Annotated in this window: 19 protein-coding genes and 1 tRNA gene; 7 read left to right on the top strand and 13 right to left on the bottom strand. The window is 36.9% G+C overall.

The features are described from left to right. Positions 1 to 451: 451 nt before the first annotated feature. Together kbl and IPP61_17435 are read right to left on the bottom strand one after the other, a co-directional pair. Complete coding sequence (gene kbl, locus IPP61_17440; GenBank protein MBL0326921.1) at positions 452 to 1,642, bottom strand: glycine C-acetyltransferase; 1,191 nt, start codon at positions 1,640 to 1,642, stop codon at positions 452 to 454. Between the two features lie 196 nt (positions 1,643 to 1,838). Beyond that, a complete protein-coding gene (locus tag IPP61_17435; protein ID MBL0326920.1) occupies positions 1,839 to 2,798 on the bottom strand; it encodes an NAD-dependent epimerase/dehydratase family protein in 960 nt (319 codons plus the stop codon). A 155-nt stretch (positions 2,799 to 2,953) separates the two neighbouring features. On the opposite strand from IPP61_17435, the gene IPP61_17430 reads away from it, so the two are divergent. The 6 genes from IPP61_17430 to IPP61_17405 all read left to right on the top strand — a co-directional run bounded on the left by IPP61_17430 (position 2,954) and on the right by IPP61_17405 (position 6,642). After that, complete coding sequence (locus tag IPP61_17430) at positions 2,954 to 3,415, top strand: Lrp/AsnC family transcriptional regulator (GenBank protein MBL0326919.1); 462 nt, start codon at positions 2,954 to 2,956, stop codon at positions 3,413 to 3,415. Between the two features lie 279 nt (positions 3,416 to 3,694). Beyond that, positions 3,695 to 4,336, top strand: coding sequence for a DUF2202 domain-containing protein (locus IPP61_17425; GenBank protein MBL0326918.1), 642 nt, complete (start codon positions 3,695 to 3,697; stop codon positions 4,334 to 4,336). A gap of 191 nt (positions 4,337 to 4,527) precedes the next feature. Next, positions 4,528 to 4,857 (top strand): hypothetical protein, encoded by a 330-nt coding sequence (locus IPP61_17420; protein MBL0326917.1) that lies wholly within the window; start codon positions 4,528 to 4,530, stop codon positions 4,855 to 4,857. Positions 4,858 to 4,980: 123 nt separating this feature from the next. Next, positions 4,981 to 5,391, top strand: coding sequence for an acyltransferase (locus tag IPP61_17415; protein ID MBL0326916.1), 411 nt, complete (start codon positions 4,981 to 4,983; stop codon positions 5,389 to 5,391). Next, complete coding sequence (locus IPP61_17410) at positions 5,334 to 6,008, top strand: acyltransferase family protein (protein ID MBL0326915.1); 675 nt, start codon at positions 5,334 to 5,336, stop codon at positions 6,006 to 6,008. The genes IPP61_17415 and IPP61_17410 overlap by 58 nt, the downstream gene beginning before the upstream one ends. Before the next feature lie 253 nt (positions 6,009 to 6,261). Beyond that, entirely contained in the window at positions 6,262 to 6,642 is a 381-nt protein-coding gene (locus IPP61_17405; protein ID MBL0326914.1) for a hypothetical protein, read from the top strand. A gap of 2 nt (positions 6,643 to 6,644) precedes the next feature. Here the strand turns inward: IPP61_17405 and IPP61_17400 are convergent, their stop codons facing one another. The 11 genes from IPP61_17400 to IPP61_17350 form a co-directional block, all read right to left on the bottom strand. After that, positions 6,645 to 8,081 carry a hypothetical protein gene (locus tag IPP61_17400; protein ID MBL0326913.1) on the bottom strand — a complete coding sequence of 479 codons (1,437 nt, stop codon included), beginning with the start codon at positions 8,079 to 8,081 and terminating at the stop codon, positions 6,645 to 6,647. 81 nt (positions 8,082 to 8,162) lie between these two features. Then, positions 8,163 to 9,119: an alpha/beta hydrolase gene (locus IPP61_17395; GenBank protein ID MBL0326912.1), complete on the bottom strand. Its 957-nt coding sequence runs from the start codon at positions 9,117 to 9,119 to the stop codon at positions 8,163 to 8,165. A 52-nt stretch (positions 9,120 to 9,171) separates the two neighbouring features. Continuing rightward, positions 9,172 to 10,767, bottom strand: coding sequence for a hypothetical protein (locus IPP61_17390; GenBank protein MBL0326911.1), 1,596 nt, complete (start codon positions 10,765 to 10,767; stop codon positions 9,172 to 9,174). A gap of 102 nt (positions 10,768 to 10,869) precedes the next feature. Beyond that, positions 10,870 to 11,379, bottom strand: a complete 510-nt coding sequence (locus IPP61_17385; GenBank protein ID MBL0326910.1) for a hypothetical protein — start codon at positions 11,377 to 11,379, stop codon at positions 10,870 to 10,872. A gap of 166 nt (positions 11,380 to 11,545) precedes the next feature. Next, complete coding sequence (locus tag IPP61_17380; protein ID MBL0326909.1) at positions 11,546 to 12,562, bottom strand: 3-oxoacyl-ACP synthase; 1,017 nt, start codon at positions 12,560 to 12,562, stop codon at positions 11,546 to 11,548. 3 nt (positions 12,563 to 12,565) lie between these two features. Next, complete coding sequence (locus tag IPP61_17375; GenBank protein MBL0326908.1) at positions 12,566 to 13,573, bottom strand: ketoacyl-ACP synthase III; 1,008 nt, start codon at positions 13,571 to 13,573, stop codon at positions 12,566 to 12,568. A 16-nt stretch (positions 13,574 to 13,589) separates the two neighbouring features. Further along, positions 13,590 to 14,903 (bottom strand): acetyl-CoA hydrolase/transferase family protein, encoded by a 1,314-nt coding sequence (locus IPP61_17370; GenBank protein MBL0326907.1) that lies wholly within the window; start codon positions 14,901 to 14,903, stop codon positions 13,590 to 13,592. An 8-nt stretch (positions 14,904 to 14,911) separates the two neighbouring features. Continuing rightward, positions 14,912 to 16,462, bottom strand: a complete 1,551-nt coding sequence (locus tag IPP61_17365; GenBank protein MBL0326906.1) for a sodium:solute symporter — start codon at positions 16,460 to 16,462, stop codon at positions 14,912 to 14,914. A 20-nt stretch (positions 16,463 to 16,482) separates the two neighbouring features. Next, on the bottom strand, positions 16,483 to 17,229 hold the full coding sequence (gene fabG, locus IPP61_17360; protein MBL0326905.1) for a 3-oxoacyl-ACP reductase FabG: 747 nt from the start codon (positions 17,227 to 17,229) through the stop codon (positions 16,483 to 16,485). Between the two features lie 315 nt (positions 17,230 to 17,544). Then, a tRNA-Leu gene (locus IPP61_17355) sits at positions 17,545 to 17,628 on the bottom strand. Positions 17,629 to 17,788: 160 nt separating this feature from the next. Then, positions 17,789 to 19,030 carry an ABC transporter permease gene (locus tag IPP61_17350; protein ID MBL0326904.1) on the bottom strand — a complete coding sequence of 414 codons (1,242 nt, stop codon included), beginning with the start codon at positions 19,028 to 19,030 and terminating at the stop codon, positions 17,789 to 17,791. A gap of 130 nt (positions 19,031 to 19,160) precedes the next feature. Between IPP61_17350 and IPP61_17345 the strand changes: the two genes are divergently transcribed. Further along, a complete protein-coding gene (locus IPP61_17345) occupies positions 19,161 to 20,423 on the top strand; it encodes an asparagine synthetase B (protein ID MBL0326903.1) in 1,263 nt (420 codons plus the stop codon). The last annotated feature ends 6 nt before the right edge of the window (positions 20,424 to 20,429 follow it).

The raw sequence follows: 20,429 nt of genomic DNA, 5'->3' as shown, positions 1-20,429 counted from the left end.
TTCATGGTTATAAAAAACCTCACCCCGTCTTTTTTTTAACATTAAGGTAGATTAAGGAGTGAAGATCATTAAGCAGGAAAGCCAACCACCAATTGCAAATACCAATTAGCACATTATCAAACTATTAATTAGCACATTAACTTTCCAATTAAAACCCTTCTGTCTGTCACCCTGAGCTTGTCGAAGGGCCGTTCCTTAATGCCAAAGCATTTCTCCATTACATTTCGACAAGCTCAATGTGACATAGCCCTTTTTCCAACTAAAACCCAGCAACCTATTGTCACCCTGAGCCTGTCGAAGGGCCGTTCCTCAATGCCAAAGCATTTCTCCATTACATTTCGACAAGCTAAATGTGACATAGCCCTTTTTCCAACTAAAACCCAGCAACCTATTGTCACCCTGAACCTGTCGAAGGGCTTTAACCTAATTGCGTTTAAGACAACCTCGCAACTCATTCAATCACTCCCAATTCCTTCCCAACCTTTGTAAATGCTGCCACTGCTTTGAGAATATGCTCAGTTTCGTGAGCTGCCGAGAGTTGAACTCTGATACGAGCTTTTCCTTTGGCTACAACTGGAAAGAAAAATCCAATTACATAAATACCTTCTTCGAGGAGTTTCGCTGCAAACTGCTGTGCCAGAGGAGCATCGTAAAGCATTATGGGCACAATGGGGTGTACTCCCGGCAATATATCGAAGCCGGCTTCGGTCATTTTGCTTCTGAAAAGTTGGGTGTTGGCTTCCAGTTTGTCACGTAGATGTGTAGAAGCTGAAAGCATCTCAAGTACTCGGATAGACGCCGCTACAATAGATGGTGCCAGGGTATTGGAAAACAAATATGGGCGACTTTTTTGTCTGAGCATCTCTACGATTTCTTTTTTGGCAGCTGTAAAACCTCCCATAGCACCACCCAGAGCCTTTCCATAAGTACCGGTAATGATGTCAACCTTTCCGAAGACTTCTTTTAATTCGGTAGTACCCCTTCCCGTCTTTCCGATAAATCCGGCTGCGTGGCATTCGTCCACCATCACCATGGCCTGATATTTTTCGGCCAAATCTACTATCTCATCTAATTTTGCAATGGAGCCATCCATCGAGAATACCCCATCAGTTACTACCAATATTCTTCTGGCATTTTTCGCAGCTTTTAGTTGTTCTTCCAGATCAGCCATGTCATTGTTTTTGTAACGATAACGCTCTGCTTTACAAAGTCTTATGCCATCAATGATTGAGGCATGATTGAGTTCATCAGATATGATGGCATCCTGCTCATTGAGCAAAGGTTCAAATACACCACCGTTGGCATCAAAGGCCGCAGCATAGAGGATACAGTCTTCCATGCCGAGGAATTCGGCCGTTTTTTGCTCCAGTTCTTTATGGATATCCTGCGTGCCACAAATAAATCTCACTGACGACATCCCGAAGCCATGGGTTTTTATGCCTTCGATTCCGGCGGCGATAACCTCAGGGTGGGCTGAAAGGCCGAGATAGTTGTTGGCACAAAAATTTAAAACCTCCTGACCGGTAGAAGTCTTAATAACAGCCCCTTGTGGGGTGGTTATTACTCTTTCAGACTTATAGAGTCCGGCATTTTTTATTTCTTCCAGTTCTCTGGCTAATTCGTTTTTCACCTGGTCAAACATGTCTTTATTCTTTTTGTGTTAAAGAAAATTAATTATTTTAAAAAAAAGTAAACCTAAATTTATTTCTGTAATAATTTGGCTCCGTTTCCTCAAGAAAGGGTGAAGTTTTTTTGCTCCCAATCCTCATTAGATGCCGGGTTAAATTTAGCTCCCTCTCATATGGAGAGGACGGGGGCGGTCCGACGAATTGGTGAGGTCATATCACACTTTTTTCCTTCCCCAGCAATACCTTCAAATTCTCAATCATTACACCGGTCATTTTATTAAGATCATAATCCGGCCTCCAGTTCCAATCGTTAGTGGCATTGCTGTCATCCATAACCTGAGGCCATGATTCGGCAATCTGCTGTCTGAAATCGGGCTGATATTCTATTTCGAAATCCGGAATGCTTTTTTTGATGTTTTCAAATATCTCCTCAGGAGAAAAACTTACTCCTGCAAGATTATAGGAGGTTCTGATTTTGATATTATCCTTTGGGGCATCCATAAGTTCCAAAGTTGCCCTGATGGCATCGTCAGTATAAATCATGGGTAAGGTAGCATTTGCTTTCAGAAAGCAATTATATTTTTCCTTTTTTATGGCAGCATGAAATATCTCCACTGCATAATCTGTTGTGCCACCTCCGGGCATCGACTGATAACTGATTACACCAGGATATCTGAGAGACCTAACATCCAAACCGTATCTTTTGTGATAATATTGAGCCCAGTTTTCGCCTGCAACTTTGCTGATACCGTAAACGGTGGTCGGTTCGGTTACAGCGTTTTGTTTACATGGATTCTTAGGGGCAGAGTCACCAAATACTGCGATAGAGCTTGGATAAAACACCTTTTTTACCTTTAGTTTTCTTGCGGCCTCCAGTACATTAAGCCAGGCCTTCATATTAATATCCCAGGTTTTTAGTGGTTCGGCTTCACCACGTGCTGAAAGTATCGCTGCCAAATGATATATGATGGTGATTTGTTTGTCAAATACAAATCTTTCCAGTTTTAAGTTGTCCAGAACATCAAGACTGCTGATGCCATGATGGTTAAGCTCCGGAATTTTTATATCAGTTGCAAATACATTTTCCCAACCATACTTTTGGATTAATGCTTCCACCAAAACGGTACCCAATTGTCCGTTTGCTCCCGTAACCAATATCCTGTCTTTCATATTAATAGGTAAATTGAAATTATGGTCAAAATTAAATAATACAATATTTATTTTAAAATAATAATAAAAATACAGGAATAATAGTTTTAAATAGTCAATAATACAGTTATTTATATTTTTAAATGAATCGTTATTAGTATTTTGAAATAAAAATTATGGAAGAATTAGACGAAATCGATAAAAAAATACTGCGGGTGCTGCAGAAAGACGCAAAAGTTACGGCCAAAGAACTGGCATCATCCTTAAATCTTACGGTTTCACCGGTATATGAGCGTATCAGAAGGATGGAGTCACTGGGTTACATCAAAAAATATGTGGCGATCCTGGATAAAAATCTAATCAATAAATCGGTTACCTCCATTTGTCAGGTTTCGATGCGGTATCATAATGAAGCTTTCATCGAAAATTTTGAACAGGAAATACAGAAATTACACGAAGTACAGGAATGTTACCATTTGGCCGGTCAGGTTGATTTTGTTTTGAAGATTCATGTAAATAGCCTGGAAGAATACCATGATTTTGTAAAATATAAATTATCTAAAATAGAAAACATCGGCGTACTCAACAGCACTTTTGTTTTGAAAGAGATTAAGCATAGTTCGGAGTATTATATTTAAGGTGGAAAGATAATGTGCTAATTAATAATGGGCTAATGTGGTAATTGGGCAGCAGAGTTTAAGTTGATAAGTTGGATTGATAATTTGCTAATTAATAATGTGCTAATGTGGTAATTGGGCAGCAAAGTTTAAGTTGATAAGTTGGAAAGATAATGTGCTAATTATCTATGAAAAAGAAATATTCGTTAATGAAATGTTAAGTTCAACATATTTCTAAATTGCCAGCACACGAAACAAAAAATACAATCGTATAGATTAGTAAAAGAAACAACAAACAAAATGAAAAACTTAATTGTATTAATGTTTATGGGATTTTTTTCCCAGTCATGTGACCAATCCAATGTAGAACCAGCAGTATTGACGGCGGACCTTACGACTGCCGTAAACCTTCCCTCCGAAAGCCTGAGTGATTTTGAGAAACAATCCTTACTCCTGATGCGGGAAGAGGAAAAACTCGCTCGCGATGTTTATGTATTTTTGTATAAGAAATGGGGAATGAATGTATTTAATAACATATCAAAAAGTGAAGATACCCATACAAATGCCATTTTGGCATTACTCAAAAAATACCAAATCACTGATCCTGTGGGTAATAATGCCGCCGGGGTATTTACCATTGCCACTTTACAAAGTCTTTACAATGACCTTACCTCCAAAGGCTCAGCGAGTCTTTCCGCTGGTTTAAGTGTAGGGGCCACCATCGAAGACCTCGATATTTACGATTTAATGGATCATCAAAAACAGATTGACAATCAAGACATTAATCTTGTTTATGCCAATTTGACCAAAGGTTCCAGAAATCATATCAGATCATTTACCGCCAGGCTTTCAGATTATGGAGTTACCTACAAAGCTCAATTTATTGCCGAAACACTTTTGAACGACATCCTTAACTCGCCAATGGAAACAGGAGGGCGTTGAGCTGATTCATCATTAACATAAAAGGATTCTTTTACAGAGTCCTTTTTTTTGCATTATTAATAAAAAAACAGCATGAAGATTTATACTTTATAAATTGAATATCAATCGCTTAATATTTTTGGCAAAAAATTTAACATTGGAAATTGGAAAAATATTTTTTAATTTGAGATTAATTAAAATTTAAATCGTAAATGAAAGAAGAAAAGGCAATACTGAAAAATAAAGTAGTCTCAGCTTTAGAAGAACTTACAAAAGATTATTCAGGTAAATCTATTAAGAAAGTGGTAAAAAAAGCCACAAAAGAACTACTTAAAGCCATAGAAGAAGCACAAAAGAAAGAAAAGAAGAAAAAAGAAAAAGAAGCAAAGAAATTGGAGAAAGCCGCCAAAAAAACTGCAAAAAAGACGGCAAAAAAGACAGTAAAAAAGGCAATAGAGGCTCCTAAAGAAGTGGTAGCTCCGGTGGTAGCTGAAAAACCTGCCGAAACCGCCAAACCAAAAGAAGTAAAACCAAAAGCATAAACAGAAAGCCGGGGCAACCCGGTTTTTTTTTGCAAAATCTGTGGTTTAACTTTGAAAATATTCTCTGAAAAGGATTGATAATTATCATTAAATTCGCACCAATTATCATTCTCGACAAAATCAATGCACCGTCTTCATAATCTGGATTATTTACGTGGAATTGCCGCATTCGGTATCATGATTTACCATTTTTCATTGTGGAATTTCGGAGCATTTCCAGCAGAATCAATTCTGGGTAGGGTAGGGATTTATGGCGTTTCTATATTTTATGTACTTAGTGGTCTCACACTTTACCATGTATATTTCCACAAAATGACCTTAAGTTTTTCTTCTTTAAAAGATTTTTGGATAAAACGAATATTCCGCATCTTTCCTCTTTTATGGTTGGCTACAATCCTATTTGTAATTATTGAAAGGAAGGAGCTTGATTTTTATCGGATATTTTTAAATCTAACCGGATTATTTGGATTCATCAAATGGGACTATTATTTGGCGGTTGGTTCATGGTCAATCGGAAACGAGCTGGTGTTTTAACATTTTTACCTGTTTTTATATATTTTGGGAACAATTCCAAAACCGCCTTTTGGATTCTTTCAACCATGATTCTGGCTTTGGGTTTTAATTTTTCTTTTGTGGTATTTGATCCAGACCAAAAATTAATTGCCCAATGGCACCATTATACCAATCCTCTAAATCAGGTGTTTTTGTTTTTGGGAGGATTTATTTTAGGATATATTTTTGAAAAACATCGGTTTAAACTAATGGTCAATCTTTTAATATTGATTGTTGGTCTGGTTATTTTCATTTTTTGGCCTGCACAGGGCGATCAGATTGATTTGGTGAGTGGAACCAACAGGATAATATTTTCTTTGAGTTGTTTGTTAATTAGCCTTGCATTTTTCAAAATTGAAATAAATATCCCCACTATAATTCAAAAATCACTTTCAATGCTTGGTGAAGGTAGTTATTCTGTTTACTTATTGCATCCGATCGTTTATCTGGTTTTCAACTTTTTTAATAAAAGGATACTCCATTTCTCAAAAATTAACACAATTTTAATTGCCGCTGTTCTTACTATCACTTGTAGTTACCTTACATACATTTATTTCGAAAAATATTTTATGAAACTTGCCAAAAGCAAGACGAATTAATTTAACATGTTCCAAAATTTAAAAAGCATGTTCAAAAATGGAATTGATTCTTTTTTTTGGAAGAAAAAACAAAATTTTATACGCATTTTGATTTTAATGGAAGGAATATTTTTTGATTTTAAAAAATCGTAAAATATTTATAATTAGAATTTTATATTTAAAATCATTTGATTTTCTCTTGAATTTTCAACAATTGATTTAAGAAAGAAATGTTTGGCAAAATAATTGGATGTATCTAAGAAATTACTATTGAGTGGTAGCATTTAAAATACATCTTAAAGAAAAAGTCAGATTAGGTGATATTGATTTTTCTTATTTAAATACCATAACGGAAGGAGACTTTGAGTTTCTTTCAACTTTGGTAGATCTTTTTATAAACAACACGCCTAAAGAGATTGAATCTCTCGAATGGGAAGTTAGGAGTCGGAATTTTGAAGGCATTATGGTTATGGCCCATGCCTTAAAATCTAACTTGCAGATGTTTCTTATGACCGATGAAGCATACTTTTTGCAAGTCACAGAGTCTGATGCAAGAGATGGTTTTTTGGCTTCAGACGCAGAAGAAAACCTTCAAACTTTAAAACAAAATGTTTTGGGTGTGGTTTCTATTCTTAAGGAATTGAATGCAGCATAATTTTATTTTGCACTTTTGTTAAGACTAATCTTACGTTTTAATTCACCAATTTCTTCAGGCAGGTATCCATACATTTCTTCCAGAAGATCATTGATTCTCTGTGTACGGTAATTATTGTCCATCATTTCCTGGATTGATTTAATTAATATGCTCAGAAATTTTTCTTTGCCAATCTGGTTTTCCTGGTACTCGAGCAATAAAGTGTAAAATTGTATAACCGGCAGATAATCAGCCCGGTGAATCCTTTGTTTTTCTTTAGCTACCAGTTTATATCTTCTGCAAATTGATAAAGCTTTGGCGTATTTTTTTCCATGGATAAGAGCTTTTAAATAATTAGAAATAAACAAATGCCAGCGATGTTCGAATATTTCATTTTTATATGCTTCAAAAAATCCTGATGCATATTCAATAGCCTGTAATACTTTGTTGTTTTCGAGTAAAGTCCGGATATAGAACGACACGAAACCTATCTTATAATAATAATTACCTGTTTGTTTTAATGTGCCTAATGCACTCTGCATCAGTTTGTAAGCTTCTTCTTTCTTTTTTTGTTTAATCAACACATTGCATAAGTTGACCAAATAAAAAAGGTAGTCACTGTTTTTATTTCTTATAGAAAGATACCCATATTTTCTGGCTTGTTCAAGCTGATTGAGCTTGGAATGCATCATGGCACGGTTTGCATAATAATTTGCCAAAACTCGTTTGCAATAGAATGTGGGTGTTTTAAGTACCTGGTCCAGATTTTCGTAAACCGATACAAGCTTCTCAAAACGGCGGGTATTGTAAAAATGTATGGTAAGCCTCACAACCGCCCTATAACGCGTGTATCCATCATTTTCTTCATTCCAGTAGGTTTCGGATAAGAATTTTTCTATTTCTGATTGTTCAATCTCCGACAAATCGTCATTTTTTACGAGTTTGTCAGTGATAAAATTTAATTCCAGATTTAGTTCCTTCAGCCTCTTATAAGTTTCTGCATATTCATTGAGGTATTTGGCGACAAAACTCAGGTTTTTGGTTTGTCCCCTTACCATCAGATATTCCCAATAATACTGTATGGCGTTATAAAATCGAATAAAATTATAATGAGTAGGACTGATGGACTTCATATTAGAAACCAATTCAGCTTCGTCATCAGGCGTAATTTTATCTGTGATGACTTTCATTTCAGTAGCCATCAGCCAGGCCAGATGTTCGTCAATATCTATTTTACTGAGCGTGGTTTGAATCCAGTTTTTGAGGTAAGAATAGGTGCGTTTATCGATGGTTTGATCAAAATCTTTGGGAGGTCTTCCTGATGTAAGGTTATAATTTATTTGATTAAGAATGTTCGAATTAAGACTTTTGTTAAAATTCTGAATATTAATCAGATATTCGATTTCATGCGGGTACAATGACTGGGTAAAATCCTGAAATGACTGAAGTTTTTGCCGCATTGGTTTTGTTTTTTCTATAAATATATAAAACAAAAAGAGAGCAAAAAATCAATTTGCCCTCTTTCGATATTATACAATATTTTAGTGTAAAAAATTCTTCACTTCGGTATTAAAAACCCCGGGTTTTTCAAACATCATAAAGTGCCCGGCTTTGGGAACCATTACCAATTTACTCCCGGAAATCTTGTTTGCACCTGATTTGGCGATTTCCACTGTTCTTCCCGGGTTCAGATATCTGTTAGGAATAAGATTGTCATTTTCTCCAAAGAAAATTATTGTAGGGCATTTAATATCAGTCAGATATGGCAGAACCGGCTCATTGACCATACCGCTCACCGACTGCACTACAGCATAACAATAGGCATTAAAATCACTTGCTGTTCGTATGGCCATACGGTCAGTAACCATAAAATCGGCTTCTTTTGGTACACGGTAGAAATTACTGGCAAGATTGCTTTGAATAGCCTCGGCGGTTGTCAATCTTACACCATCCAGCGTCATCACATCCCTAAACCATTGTTTTTGCCCTTTGTTAAATGTTTCGAAACCGGCAGGGTCAACCAAAATCAAACCTTCCACGATCTCTGGAAATAATAAATGTGTCGTCATCGAAATCTGTCCGCCCATAGAGTGACCGGCAAGATACACTTTTCCAAGTTTTAATTCCTGAACCAATTCCTTCACTATACCTGCATAGAACGACATTTTGCCACTATGGGGTTCTTTGCTTGATTTCCCATATCCCGGTAAATCTATCGCGATGCAACGGTAATTTTTGCTGAGTTCATCTACATTTCTGTTCCATGCTGGTAAATAACTTCCCAAACCATGAATAAAAATAATTGTCTTCCCGCTTCCCTGATCAGTATAGGCAATGTCATAACCAGAAACCGGCAGATGGATTTTTTTGAATGCATCTCGGTATTGGAGCTCGTCCATACTTTTTAAATTCCTGATTGACTTGTAGGAAGTGGTACATTGCACAAACACCAAAATTGCAGCCAGGAAAAATATGGAGGTATATATTTGTTTTTTCATATCTATATAAATTTTTCTGAGATATTTCTTAATTATATTTTTTAGAAAACAATCAGAACATCAACCATTTAAAAACCGCAAATGCTGTCCAGGGACTGGCAGGTCTTCCATCTATTCCGCCATTGACCGGACTTCCATAGGTTGCTTGCTTGCTATCATAGAAATCTCCAAGATTAAGATAGGCACCATGCACTTCCATGCTCATAAATGGTCCAAAATTATAACTCAAACTGGTATTTACCTCAGTACCCATATAATGCCCGCCACCTTTTGGGGCTACATTTCCGAAAGCATTGGCAACACCAGCTTTGGCAATTAGTTTATTTGGAATTATACCTTTTGATGCAGTCAGGACAGCGGCAGTGAGCCCATATCCCATATTGGAAATATCAGGAATAGTAGGAGTAAAACGATTGACTACATTTCCGTGCGGCATCAGAAGATACGACCCGCTGCTGATAAAAATGGCTCCCGGTGCTCCCCATTGGTTACCCGTGATTACACCCGAATATTTTTTATCAGAAAGCCCATTGGCATCTCCCGAAGTATAGGTTACATCCAATGTGATATTGTCATTTAATGTCTGACCATATCGATAGGATGCTCTGGCATTGCCTGCAAATCCAAAAATATTAGTGGCACGGGTAAATTCAGTTTTTGAAATTTTTTGATTGGCAAGTGTATCAGCTTTTCCAAAATTCATATTAAAAAATCCGCTCAGCTGCCAGGGATCCACCCAATGGTCGGCATTACGGCTGAAAAACATTCCTGCCCAACCTACATCTGCACGGTTCGGCACATCCCCAAATGCAAATTGATAAACACCATTGTGGCTGGCCATCAGACTGTTAAGTCCTTGTCCTAAAATCGAAACGCCACCTGCACCAGACGAACGGTCACGTACATAATACAATGAGGCCCCCATTTTCCAGTTTTTGGTAATATCTTTTTCGCCGGTAAGTTCCATTAAAGTTACGTCATCATTGAGCTGTACGTAGTTTTCATAAAGTTTATATACTCCGGCTTTTATTCTGGAAAAATCATTGTCTTTTCTTACAGATATTCCCGTTCCGTCGGTCCCGAAATAAGCCAGACGATATCCGGTGTTTGACATTTTGTCAAAAACTGTACGGTAAGGATTATAAGGTGTGTCAAAAATTCTCTGTAAACCCAGATTAATTGCCCAGGTTTTTGCAGGAATAAGCTCAAGTTCAAGGTTTTGTGTTTGAAGATTTACCTGATCAGCAGAAAATCCGCCCCCGAAATTTCCCCCAACGCCATAAGCAGCGTCTCCCCATGTCCAGTCCAACTCAAAGGAAGCTCTTAAAATGGCTTTACCATTAAAGAGATTGGGTTGGTAAATGAAAAACGGTATTAAACGCTGCTCAAAATAGGCACTGGTTTTGGTATTACTTGTTTTTGAAGTGTTTCCTCCGAATAAACGCCCAACAATCTGACCTTTCAGGAAGTCATTTTCAGGATACATATTTGATGTAACTGCCTGGTTGATGTAATAGGCGAGAAATTGAAACTCACGGTTGGCTTTCTCTGGAATTTCTTTGGAAAAATATTGATTTCCTGGAAGATTCTGAGCCAATAAACCATTGGTTACCAATAAGAATATAATTAATGCACCAATTTTTTTCATGGAAGTATTAATTTTTTCGATAAAAACGAAATTCAATTTAAAGAAAAAAGTCAGAACAGTGACTTTTGATAAAACCACTATTCTGACTTTTAAATAGTACTCTTATTTTACGATTTTGTAATATTTCTGAACATTGATTGCTCCGATTTTCCCGCCATTTGTACTTCCAAATCCTCCGGCAACAGTAGGAGCAGTAGCACCGATGCTTGGTGAAGTTTGAGCCACTTCATATTTCATCAGATATTTACCTGATGCTTCTTTGGTGATTTCAAAAATACCTTCTGAAGTCAAAGCAGTTGGAGTTGACTGATTCAAAGTAATGGTCCAGATTGAACCCACATCAGATTTTTTCTGTAAATAAGTTCCTTCCAATGTAGTTTTTGCACCTGCTGCAAAAGATTCCACATGATAAGTGTTATTGGAATTGAATTTTGCATAAAGTGAGTCCACTTTGAAATTTACCAATAGAGGAGCAATGTTTGTTTTTGAAGAATACCATTCGCCTACCAAGCCATCTGTTGAGGGATTGTAAGTAGGAGTTACTTCTTCGCTTTCTTTACATGCAACTGCAAAAAGAGTAATACCAACCAATAATAAAAATAAATTTTTCATAGTTATATCCTTTAAAATATTAATAAAATACAAATTTGATGATATTGTTAATAAAATGAAATCCTAAACTAAAATAACAAGGGTTGACTTAATAGTCAATTATTTAAAAACAATGATTTAATATATTTATATTCAATTGTTTATAATGAATAAAAAAATCTATGACTTAAGTACCCCAGCGTATCACATTAGCTCCCCAGGCATAACCAATACCTGCCGCAATCATTGAAATAATGGAACCATTTTTTAGCAAACCTCTTTCTTTGGCCAAATGAAGGATTAGTATTTGATCGATTTGCCCCATGTGCCCGAAATGATCCAAATAAATGCTTTGGTCTGCTCTGAGTGAGAGTTCATTTAAAATGTGATCATACATACTTCTCTTAAAATGAAGTGAACACAAAAAATCTAAATCACTCTTTTGGATACCTGATTTTTCAAAGGCTTTATCGATACATAAAAACCAGTTGTTGATTGAAACTTCATTCAACCTGTCCTTCATATGCTTTTCATCGAACACCGAAAGAGATTTATAGGCTTTTTCCAGATTGTCTGCATTGATTGGTTCTGAAGTACCGCCGTATCTTACACCTACATCTCTTGACATAGAACCATCGGTGATCATGTGCGTGCCCAAGATCTCATTTTCAGGATGACTACGCTTTACAATAATGGCTCCACCACCGGCTGAAAGATTATACATAAATGAAACAGATGAGTCTTCAAAATCAATCAAATCTCCGTTTCTGTAACCGCCTGCGATTAAAACAGTATTGATTTCAGGGTCGGCAATAATCATGTCTTTAGCCATTTTCAGAGCTGCAACTGTGGTTCCGCATCTTTGCTGGATGTCTATCGCCCAGGCATTATTTGCTCCAATTTCATTTTGAATGTAAATTCCGGTGGTGGTAAGGGGATATTCTTTCCATTCCTCACCAATACTTAATATTACATCAATTTCGTTTGCCTCAATTCCGGTGTTTTTCAATGCCTCCTTTGCTGCCTGAGCACCCATGAACTGTGTTCCATCCTGTGCTCCCGGAATAGGTTTTTCTACTATCCCAAGTTTTTCAATAACAGCTTGTTCGCTCCAGACACCTTTTGTAGCCGCTGAAATATCAGAAGCTGTCATCCTTTTTTCGGGTAGATAAATACCGGTTCCTACTATTCCTACTTTTGTCATGATTTAATATATAAATAGGTTGCTACCGACCGAAAGTCCCGCACCGGATGCCACAAACAATATTTTTTGTCCTCTTTTTACCAAGTTTGATTTTACTGCTTCATGAAAAGCCATGGGCAGACACGCAGAGCCTGTATAGCCAAACTGATCCATTACACAAACAGTTTTATCCATCGGCTGTCCAATAGCTTCCATTACTTTTTCAATTACAGATTTGTTGATTTGGGTAAAAAAGAAATAGTCGATGTCGTTAATTTCAAGAGAGTGATTTTCCAGAATTTTATTTACAACCATTGGCCACAGTCTTACATTTCTGTCGCCGGGAAGTGGCTGGAGATTAAGAAGACCATTTTCGTTTTTGTCCAAAATTTCATGGGTTACAGGAATTTTTGATCCTCCTGCATATACTCCGATGTAATCATATTGGGTGCCATCTGCCAGCATTTGACTACCGATATAAGCAGATTTTGATTCAGAATCTTTTGTCAAAATAAAAGCAGCGGCTCCATCAGAAAAAATACTGTATCCAAATGCGTCGCCGTCTCTAACAAAAGCGGGCATGTTGTACACACCTGTGATTAATGCGTATTTTATTTCAGGATTTCCGGCTAAAATACTTGCAGCTGTATCAAAAGCCATCGCGAAACTCGCACAGGAAGATGCCACATCAAATGCCATTGACCATTTTTCCTTTTTCTGAATTCTACCCTGCAAAACAATGGCAGTTGCAGGCGTAATGTACTCAGGGGTATCAGTTGCCACAATAAAAAGACCTATTTCGTCAACATCAATACCTCCATTTTTTATAGCTTCCAACGATGCCTGAGTGGCAAAATCCAATGTTGTTTCAGGAAGGTTTCTGAGACGGGCAATATGCCGGGTTTTGATACCCAATTTGGCTTCTATTTTTTCAGCATCAAACTCAATATTAGCTAATCGTTTGAGTTCCTGATTGTCAATAGGCTTTCCCGGGGCATAAAGGCCGGTTCCGACAATTTTTATTGGTAACATATATCTTTTAGTATTTTTAATCTATATAACCCATTTCGATTCCTTTTCGGGTTAACTCTTTCCTGAAATCAGGATGAGCAATCGAAATCAATGCTTCGGTTCTTTCTCTTACTGTCAAGCCGGTTAGTCTCACGCTTCCAAATTCCGTCACAATGTAGTCGGTATTACTCCTATGAAGTGTTACCGCTGTTCCGGGAGGAAGGACAGGAACTATCGTAGAAATGCTGCCATTTCTGGCGGTAGCTCTACATGCAATTATTGACTTTCCTTTCCCATCGAGACCTTCTGTGGCACCCACTGCAGTGTCGGTTTGCCCTCCGGTACCTGAGTATTGTTCAGTTCCAATGCTTTCACTTGCCACCTGGCCTGTAAAATCTATCATGATACAAGTATTAATGGAGACCATTTTTGTATTCTGTCTGATCAGACATGGATCGTTGACATATTTTCCTCTTAAAAATTCTACTGAGGGGTTATTGTCGAGCCATTTATACAATTTTTCACTGCCCATTGCAAAAGTGGCTATGAATTTTCCCTGATGAATCCCCTTCTTTTTGTTGGTGATTACGCCCATTTCATAGAGTTCCATCATCGAATCCACCATCATTTCGGTATGTACTCCCAAATCTTTTTTGTCTTTGAGCATTAAAGCCGCTGCATTTGGAATTTCCCCTATACCCAGTTGAAGCGTAGAGCCATCTTCCACCAGTTTAGCTATGTTTTCACCAATTGCCATTGCGGTGGCATCAGGAACAGGCATAGGAAGAGTAGGAGGGACTTGTGAAAATTCTACAAAATAATCCACGTCTGAAACATGAACTTGGGTATCGCCAAAAGTTCTGGGAAGCTGGTCATTTACCTCCAAAACGGTTATTTCAGCATTTTCTAGAATATCTTTTTCATAAGTTATTCCCAAAGAAAGAGAAACAAAACCTTTGTCGTCAGGCGGAGTGCAAGTACCTACAAACAAATGTGGCCTACGAACTTTCATTCGGTCAGAAGCAGCTCTGTGAAGCATATTGGGTACAAATGTTACAGTACCTGTCTTTTCTTTCAAAGCCTGACGTGAACCTGGAGCATGAAACCAACTGCAAAGCTCAAAATGGCCTTTCATTTCGGGTTTCATATAAAACTCATATGGTTTTAAAGTAAGGACCGAAAAAATCTTTACATTTTTTACCCTCTCTTTTGCCAAATGAAATTTACTCATACAACCCTGAGGTTCAGATGCACATTGAGCTACAATGACATCAGTATCACTTTGAAGTAAATCAGCAACTTTCTCTAAAGGCAAAAGTTTACTTTTATATATGTCTTTATAATCAGTCATTTATCAAATTATTTTGAATTTTCGACTTTTGATTTTTTTGTAAATAAAAACAGGCTAAAACTCACAACCAGGGAGATAACAATTGCCAGAGCTGCTGCAATGGCAGGATTTTGAGTTTTTCCTGAAAAATAAATATTGCTATATCCCAAATCTAAACTTCCTGATTGGATAAGTCCAGGCAGTAAATAATAGATAAAATAATAAACCAAAAAGGCAGTAATTGATCCGGAAAGTGGAACCGAAATTTTAATATTCTTTAGAAAAATACCATATACTATTGGTACAAATAAGATGGAGAAATATGCATAAACGCCATTTTGGGCAAAAATCGCAACACTCAAATTGGGATGAAGCAATTGTTGTCTTGCGAAAACAAAAGAAACAATTCCCAATATAACAATCACAACTCGATTTATTGTTATTTGCTTTTCTTCAATTTTATTTCCTGAAAGTGGCTTAATAATATCTGTCGTAATAGTTGTACTTAAAGATTGGATCAGACCTTCTATGGTGGAAAAACCGGCACTAATTAATCCTAAAATAACGAGCAATCCAACCAATAGGGCGGCGGTTCCGCCCGAAAATACCTGAATTACATAAGCGGAAATAATACTGTCAATGTTTAAAGGCTTTCCGGAGTATTGCATATCGGGAAACTCCAATCTGGCGAAAAGTCCGGCGATCACAACCGAAAAAAACAAAAACTGCACTATTACTGCCGTGGTTAAATATTTATTTACATCTGTTTCTTCTTTTAGTAATAGTGATTTGGTAATAATATGCGGTTGACAAACCACAGCCGCACCCACAACCATTTGGGCAAAGATTATTTCAAAAAAATCGCGAAACAAAGGACTTTGGGTATTGGTATTTTTGACAAGGTTTACATCAATATTTCTAAGGCCATCAAAAATTCCTGTAATTCCGTTTTGGAAAAACCTGTAACCTGAACCTATCAATATTACAGCAACTGCAATCATAATAATTGCTTGAATAGTATTGGTATAAACCATGGAATTGGCTCCACCAAACATCATATAGCCAAAAACAAATGCAGTCAAAATTCCCAAAACCCAAACCTGGTCGGCATTGAGTGCCTGGCTTATTACTTTGGTTAATGCCACAAGAATCAAAATGATGAAAGTGATGAGCAATAAAGAAAGAAACGCGACAAAAAGTGAATAAGCTTTGCTATTGTACCGGTTTCCGATCCAGCTAGCCAATGAAACCGCCTGCACCGACTGACCGAATTTTCTAAAGCTTTTACTTAAAACTACCAGTGAAACCAAAGAGGCCAATGGAAAGAATACTCCAAATGACAGATAACCACTAAAGCCATAGGTTGCCACCAGTCCGGGGTTTATTACAAAGGTTGCAGCACTAGTCATAGCTGCGGCTAGCGATAAACCCACAAATACGGGCGAGAATGCCATGCTTCCCACCGCATAGTCACTGATGCTTTTTGTTTTTCTGGAACCCTTAATTACAAAATAAATGATAACAATTCCATATAAGAAAAACAGAATTGCTGCTCCGATTACCTGAGAAGATGAGGCCATTTTCTTTTATTTGGTTTTAATTATATTGTCATACCGCCATCCACGCTCAATACTGCCCCATTGATGTATGAAGCATCGTCACTGCATAGGAACAGATAAGCGGCTGCAATATCCTCGGGTTTTCCAAGTCGTTTTAAAGGTACTTTTTCTTCCATTCCTTTTAATACTTCTTCCGGCATTTTCTTGACCATTTCTGTAGAAATAAATCCTGGAGCAATGGCATTTACTGTAATACCTTTTCTACCTAATTCCCGGGCTAGTGTTTTTGTCATTCCGATTACCCCTGCTTTCGTGGCCACATAATTGGTTTGTCCAAAATTACCATAAAGAGCAACCACCGATGAGGCATTTACTATTCTTCCCCATCCTTTTTCTACCATAAAGTCACTTATTATTTTGGCACAATTAAATACACCGGTGAGATTGACATCAATTACTTGTTGCCACAATTCCGGAGTCATCTTTTTCAATGAAGCATCCCTTGTGATGCCAGCGTTATTGATAAGGATATCTATTTGTCTGTATTTTTCAATTATCTGATGGGTAGCTATTTCTACTGCTTTATAATCTGCTGTATTAACTTTATAGAATTCAGCTTTTCCACCATCGGCAATAATACCACTTACTGTTTCATTTCCTTTCTCTTCATTCAAATCCCAAATGAGAGCCAAAGCCCCTTCAGATGCAAATCTTATGGCTGTGGCTTTTCCAATTCCATCAGCTCCACCGGTGATGACAGCTATTCTATTTTCAAGTATTTCTTTCATTGAATTAATTTTTAATTAATTGATAAAATGTCATTTATATCCAAAATAGAGATAAAAAATAATTGTATTTTTCAAAGGTATTATAAAACAAAATGAATAAAAATGTTTCAGAAAATTTATTAAGACTTGACTTTGTTAAAAAGGAATAAAAAAAATATTATAAGTAGTTATAAATTAATTTTTTATGTAGAAAAAAATAATACTTGACTTAAGGTAAATTTTGAAAATAAAATGAAAGGTAGGTAGGCTTTTAAGAATATTTAAAGGCATAAAAAAAGCCCTTATGCTATTGCAAAAAGGCTTTTCTTACATTTGTACCCAGGGCCGGAGTCGAACCGGCACGAGTGTAACCTCATTGGTGTTTGAGACCAACGCGTCTACCAATTCCGCCACCTGGGCGAGTACATCTGCTGTTGGGACTGCAAAAGTAGAATATGATTTTCTAGCTTACAAATTTTGATTGCATATTTTTTTAAATATTTCTAAATGCAAATCTCAAATGATTGATTATTAAAAACATCTGAAAACCACACCTTAAAAATATTTTCACAAAATTCCATTATTCATATCTTAAAGCTTCAATCGGGTCAAATTTCGATGCTTTAAAAGCTGGGTAGTATCCAGAAACCAATCCAACTATTACAGTTACAAGTAAGCCGAGAATGATCCAGTTCCAGGGCACTACAAACGACCCTCCGTCAGTCATAAAATATGATACCAGATTTCCTGCTGAAATCCCTAAAATCACCCCGGCAAGACCACCAATCAGACAAATAACAATTGCTTCCATCAAAAACTGAAATCTGATTTTCTTTGGCGAAGCACCCAGAGCTTTTCTAATGCCGATTTCACGGGTTCTTTCAGTTACAGAAACCATCATGATATTCATCAAAGCAATGGAGGCTCCGATAAGAGTAATCAAAGATATGGCAAACCCTCCAATTCTTAAATAGCCGGTAACTTCATTCAAATCACTTAGTAAGGCATCAGAGCGTTCTATTTTGAAAGAATCATCATCCACAACTTTATCTCTTCTTACCTGACGCATCACAGAGCTCGCTTCCGCTAAGGTATAATCCAGGTCAACAGCATCAGGTACCGAAGTGGTAATTTCATAGGAAAATCTGCCGTTCTGGTCATAATTTCTTGCCACTTCTAACGGAATCAAAGTTACTCTATCATCATCGCCACCTGTAATACTTCCTTTTTTCTCTAAAACACCCACTATGGTAAATCTTTCTCCCATTAAAGTAATTTCCTTTCCTAAAGGTGAAGTGTTGGGGAAAAACTTGAGAACCAGTTCATTACCTATTACCACAATTCTGTTAAAATAACTTCGGTCATTGGGTGTTATACTTCTCCCAGACTGAATTTTGTAACCTTTCATTCCCAGGTAATTCTCATCTATTCCAACTACTAACACATTAGGGTTTGATTTTTGAGCTTCATATTTTACGGTTTCACCTTGTGATGCAAACGTATAAATGCTTACAAATGAGCGGGTTTTTTCTGTAAATTTCTTTTTGTATTCCAAAGCTTGCCTGAAGGTGATAGCTTTAGGTTGCTTGGTTACCATACCTCTCATTCTCCTGCCCGTATTTTGTTCCACCTTTATATCGAATGTATTCACACCCAATCCTTCAAAGCTTTTATTTACAGAACCTTGCATACCCTCAATGGCCGTAAGTATGCCCACAAGTGCCATAATCCCAAATGTAATGATACTTGCAGTCAATATGGTTCTTAGTCTGTTGGAATTGATAGACCTGAGTCCTTCCAAAACATTTTCTTTAAGATTCATTTCTTTTAAAAAAGTAAGTTTGGAACTATCTTTGATGAAATATCATACAAATAAGCTCACATTTATAATAAAAACCCCGGGTTGAGGTTATTTATGCAAAGTTCAAAATTCTATTTTTTATAAACAAACCATGAAGAAAGGCATTTTACCGCTTATCATTTTTTTGCTTATTACGGTCCGTTCAATGGGAAATCAGTTGTTTATTCCTATGGACGACGTGCAAAAAAATCATTTAAAAGCCTATGGTCTGGCATTTTGGGTATTAAAAAATTATGAAACTGAAATTGACTGGTTGCTTAACTATCGGGGCGGTAGTTTTGCCATGCCGGTGACCCAAAATTTTATTAATGAATGTGTAGTAAGAGGAATATCCTATGAAGTTATTTCTGATTCGGAATATGATGCAATAATCAGACAAGTAAAGCATCCGGACGCAAATATGGATGCAGTAAAGCTGCAAAAAGCACCAAAAATTGCGGTTTATACCCCAAAATCAGCCAGGCCATGGGACGACGCCGTTACCCTTGCCCTTACTTATGCTGAGATTAGCTTTGATAAAGTTTATGACGACGAAGTAATGCAGGGAAAACTTCCTGAATATGACTGGTTACATTTACATCATGAGGACTTCACAGGTCAATTTGGAAAATTTTTAAATCTCAAGAGTACTGCCTGGTACCAGGAGCAGAAAAAGGAGATTGAGTTTATCGCAAAAAAATATGGCTATACAAAACCCTCAGAACTTAAAGGTGCAGTGGCCAAAAAAATAAGTGAGTTTGTTTTGGGTGGTGGCTATATGTTTGCAATGTGCAATGCAACAGATACTTACGAAATTGCACTTGCTGCACAAGGTGTTGATATTGTTGAATCGGTATATGATGGGGATGGATCAGATCCAAACGCAAATTCCAAACTAGATTTTCAAAGAACATTTGCTTTTAAAAACTTTAAGCTTGAAGATGATCCCTACGTGATTGAATTTTCTGAGATAGACAATCGCTATGAAGAAAGGGGAGTAAATGAAGCCAATGATTATTTTACCTTATTTGAATTTTCTGCAAAATACGACCCTGTCCCCACCATGCTCACCCAAAATCATAGTAACCTTATTAAGGGTTTTATGGGTCAGACTACCGCTTTTAAAAAGCAATTTATCAAATCGGAGGTTATAGTTCTGGCAGAAAACAGGGCATCAAATGAAGCCAGATATATACATGGTACAGCGGGAAAAGGTTTCTGGACATATTATGGTGGGCATGACCCCGAAGATTACCAGCATCTTGTAAATGAAGAGCCTACAGACTTGAATTTGCATCCCAACTCCGCAGGATACAGACTAATTCTTAATAATGTTTTATTTCCGGCAGCCAAAAAGAAAAAGTTGAAGACATAAAAATAT

It is taken from the genome of Cytophagaceae bacterium (assembly GCA_016722655.1).
Classification (GTDB): Bacteria; Bacteroidota; Bacteroidia; order Cytophagales; family Spirosomataceae; genus Leadbetterella.
The sequence above is the reverse complement of the archived record's forward strand: the minus strand, read 5'-3'. Positions and strand labels throughout refer to the sequence as shown.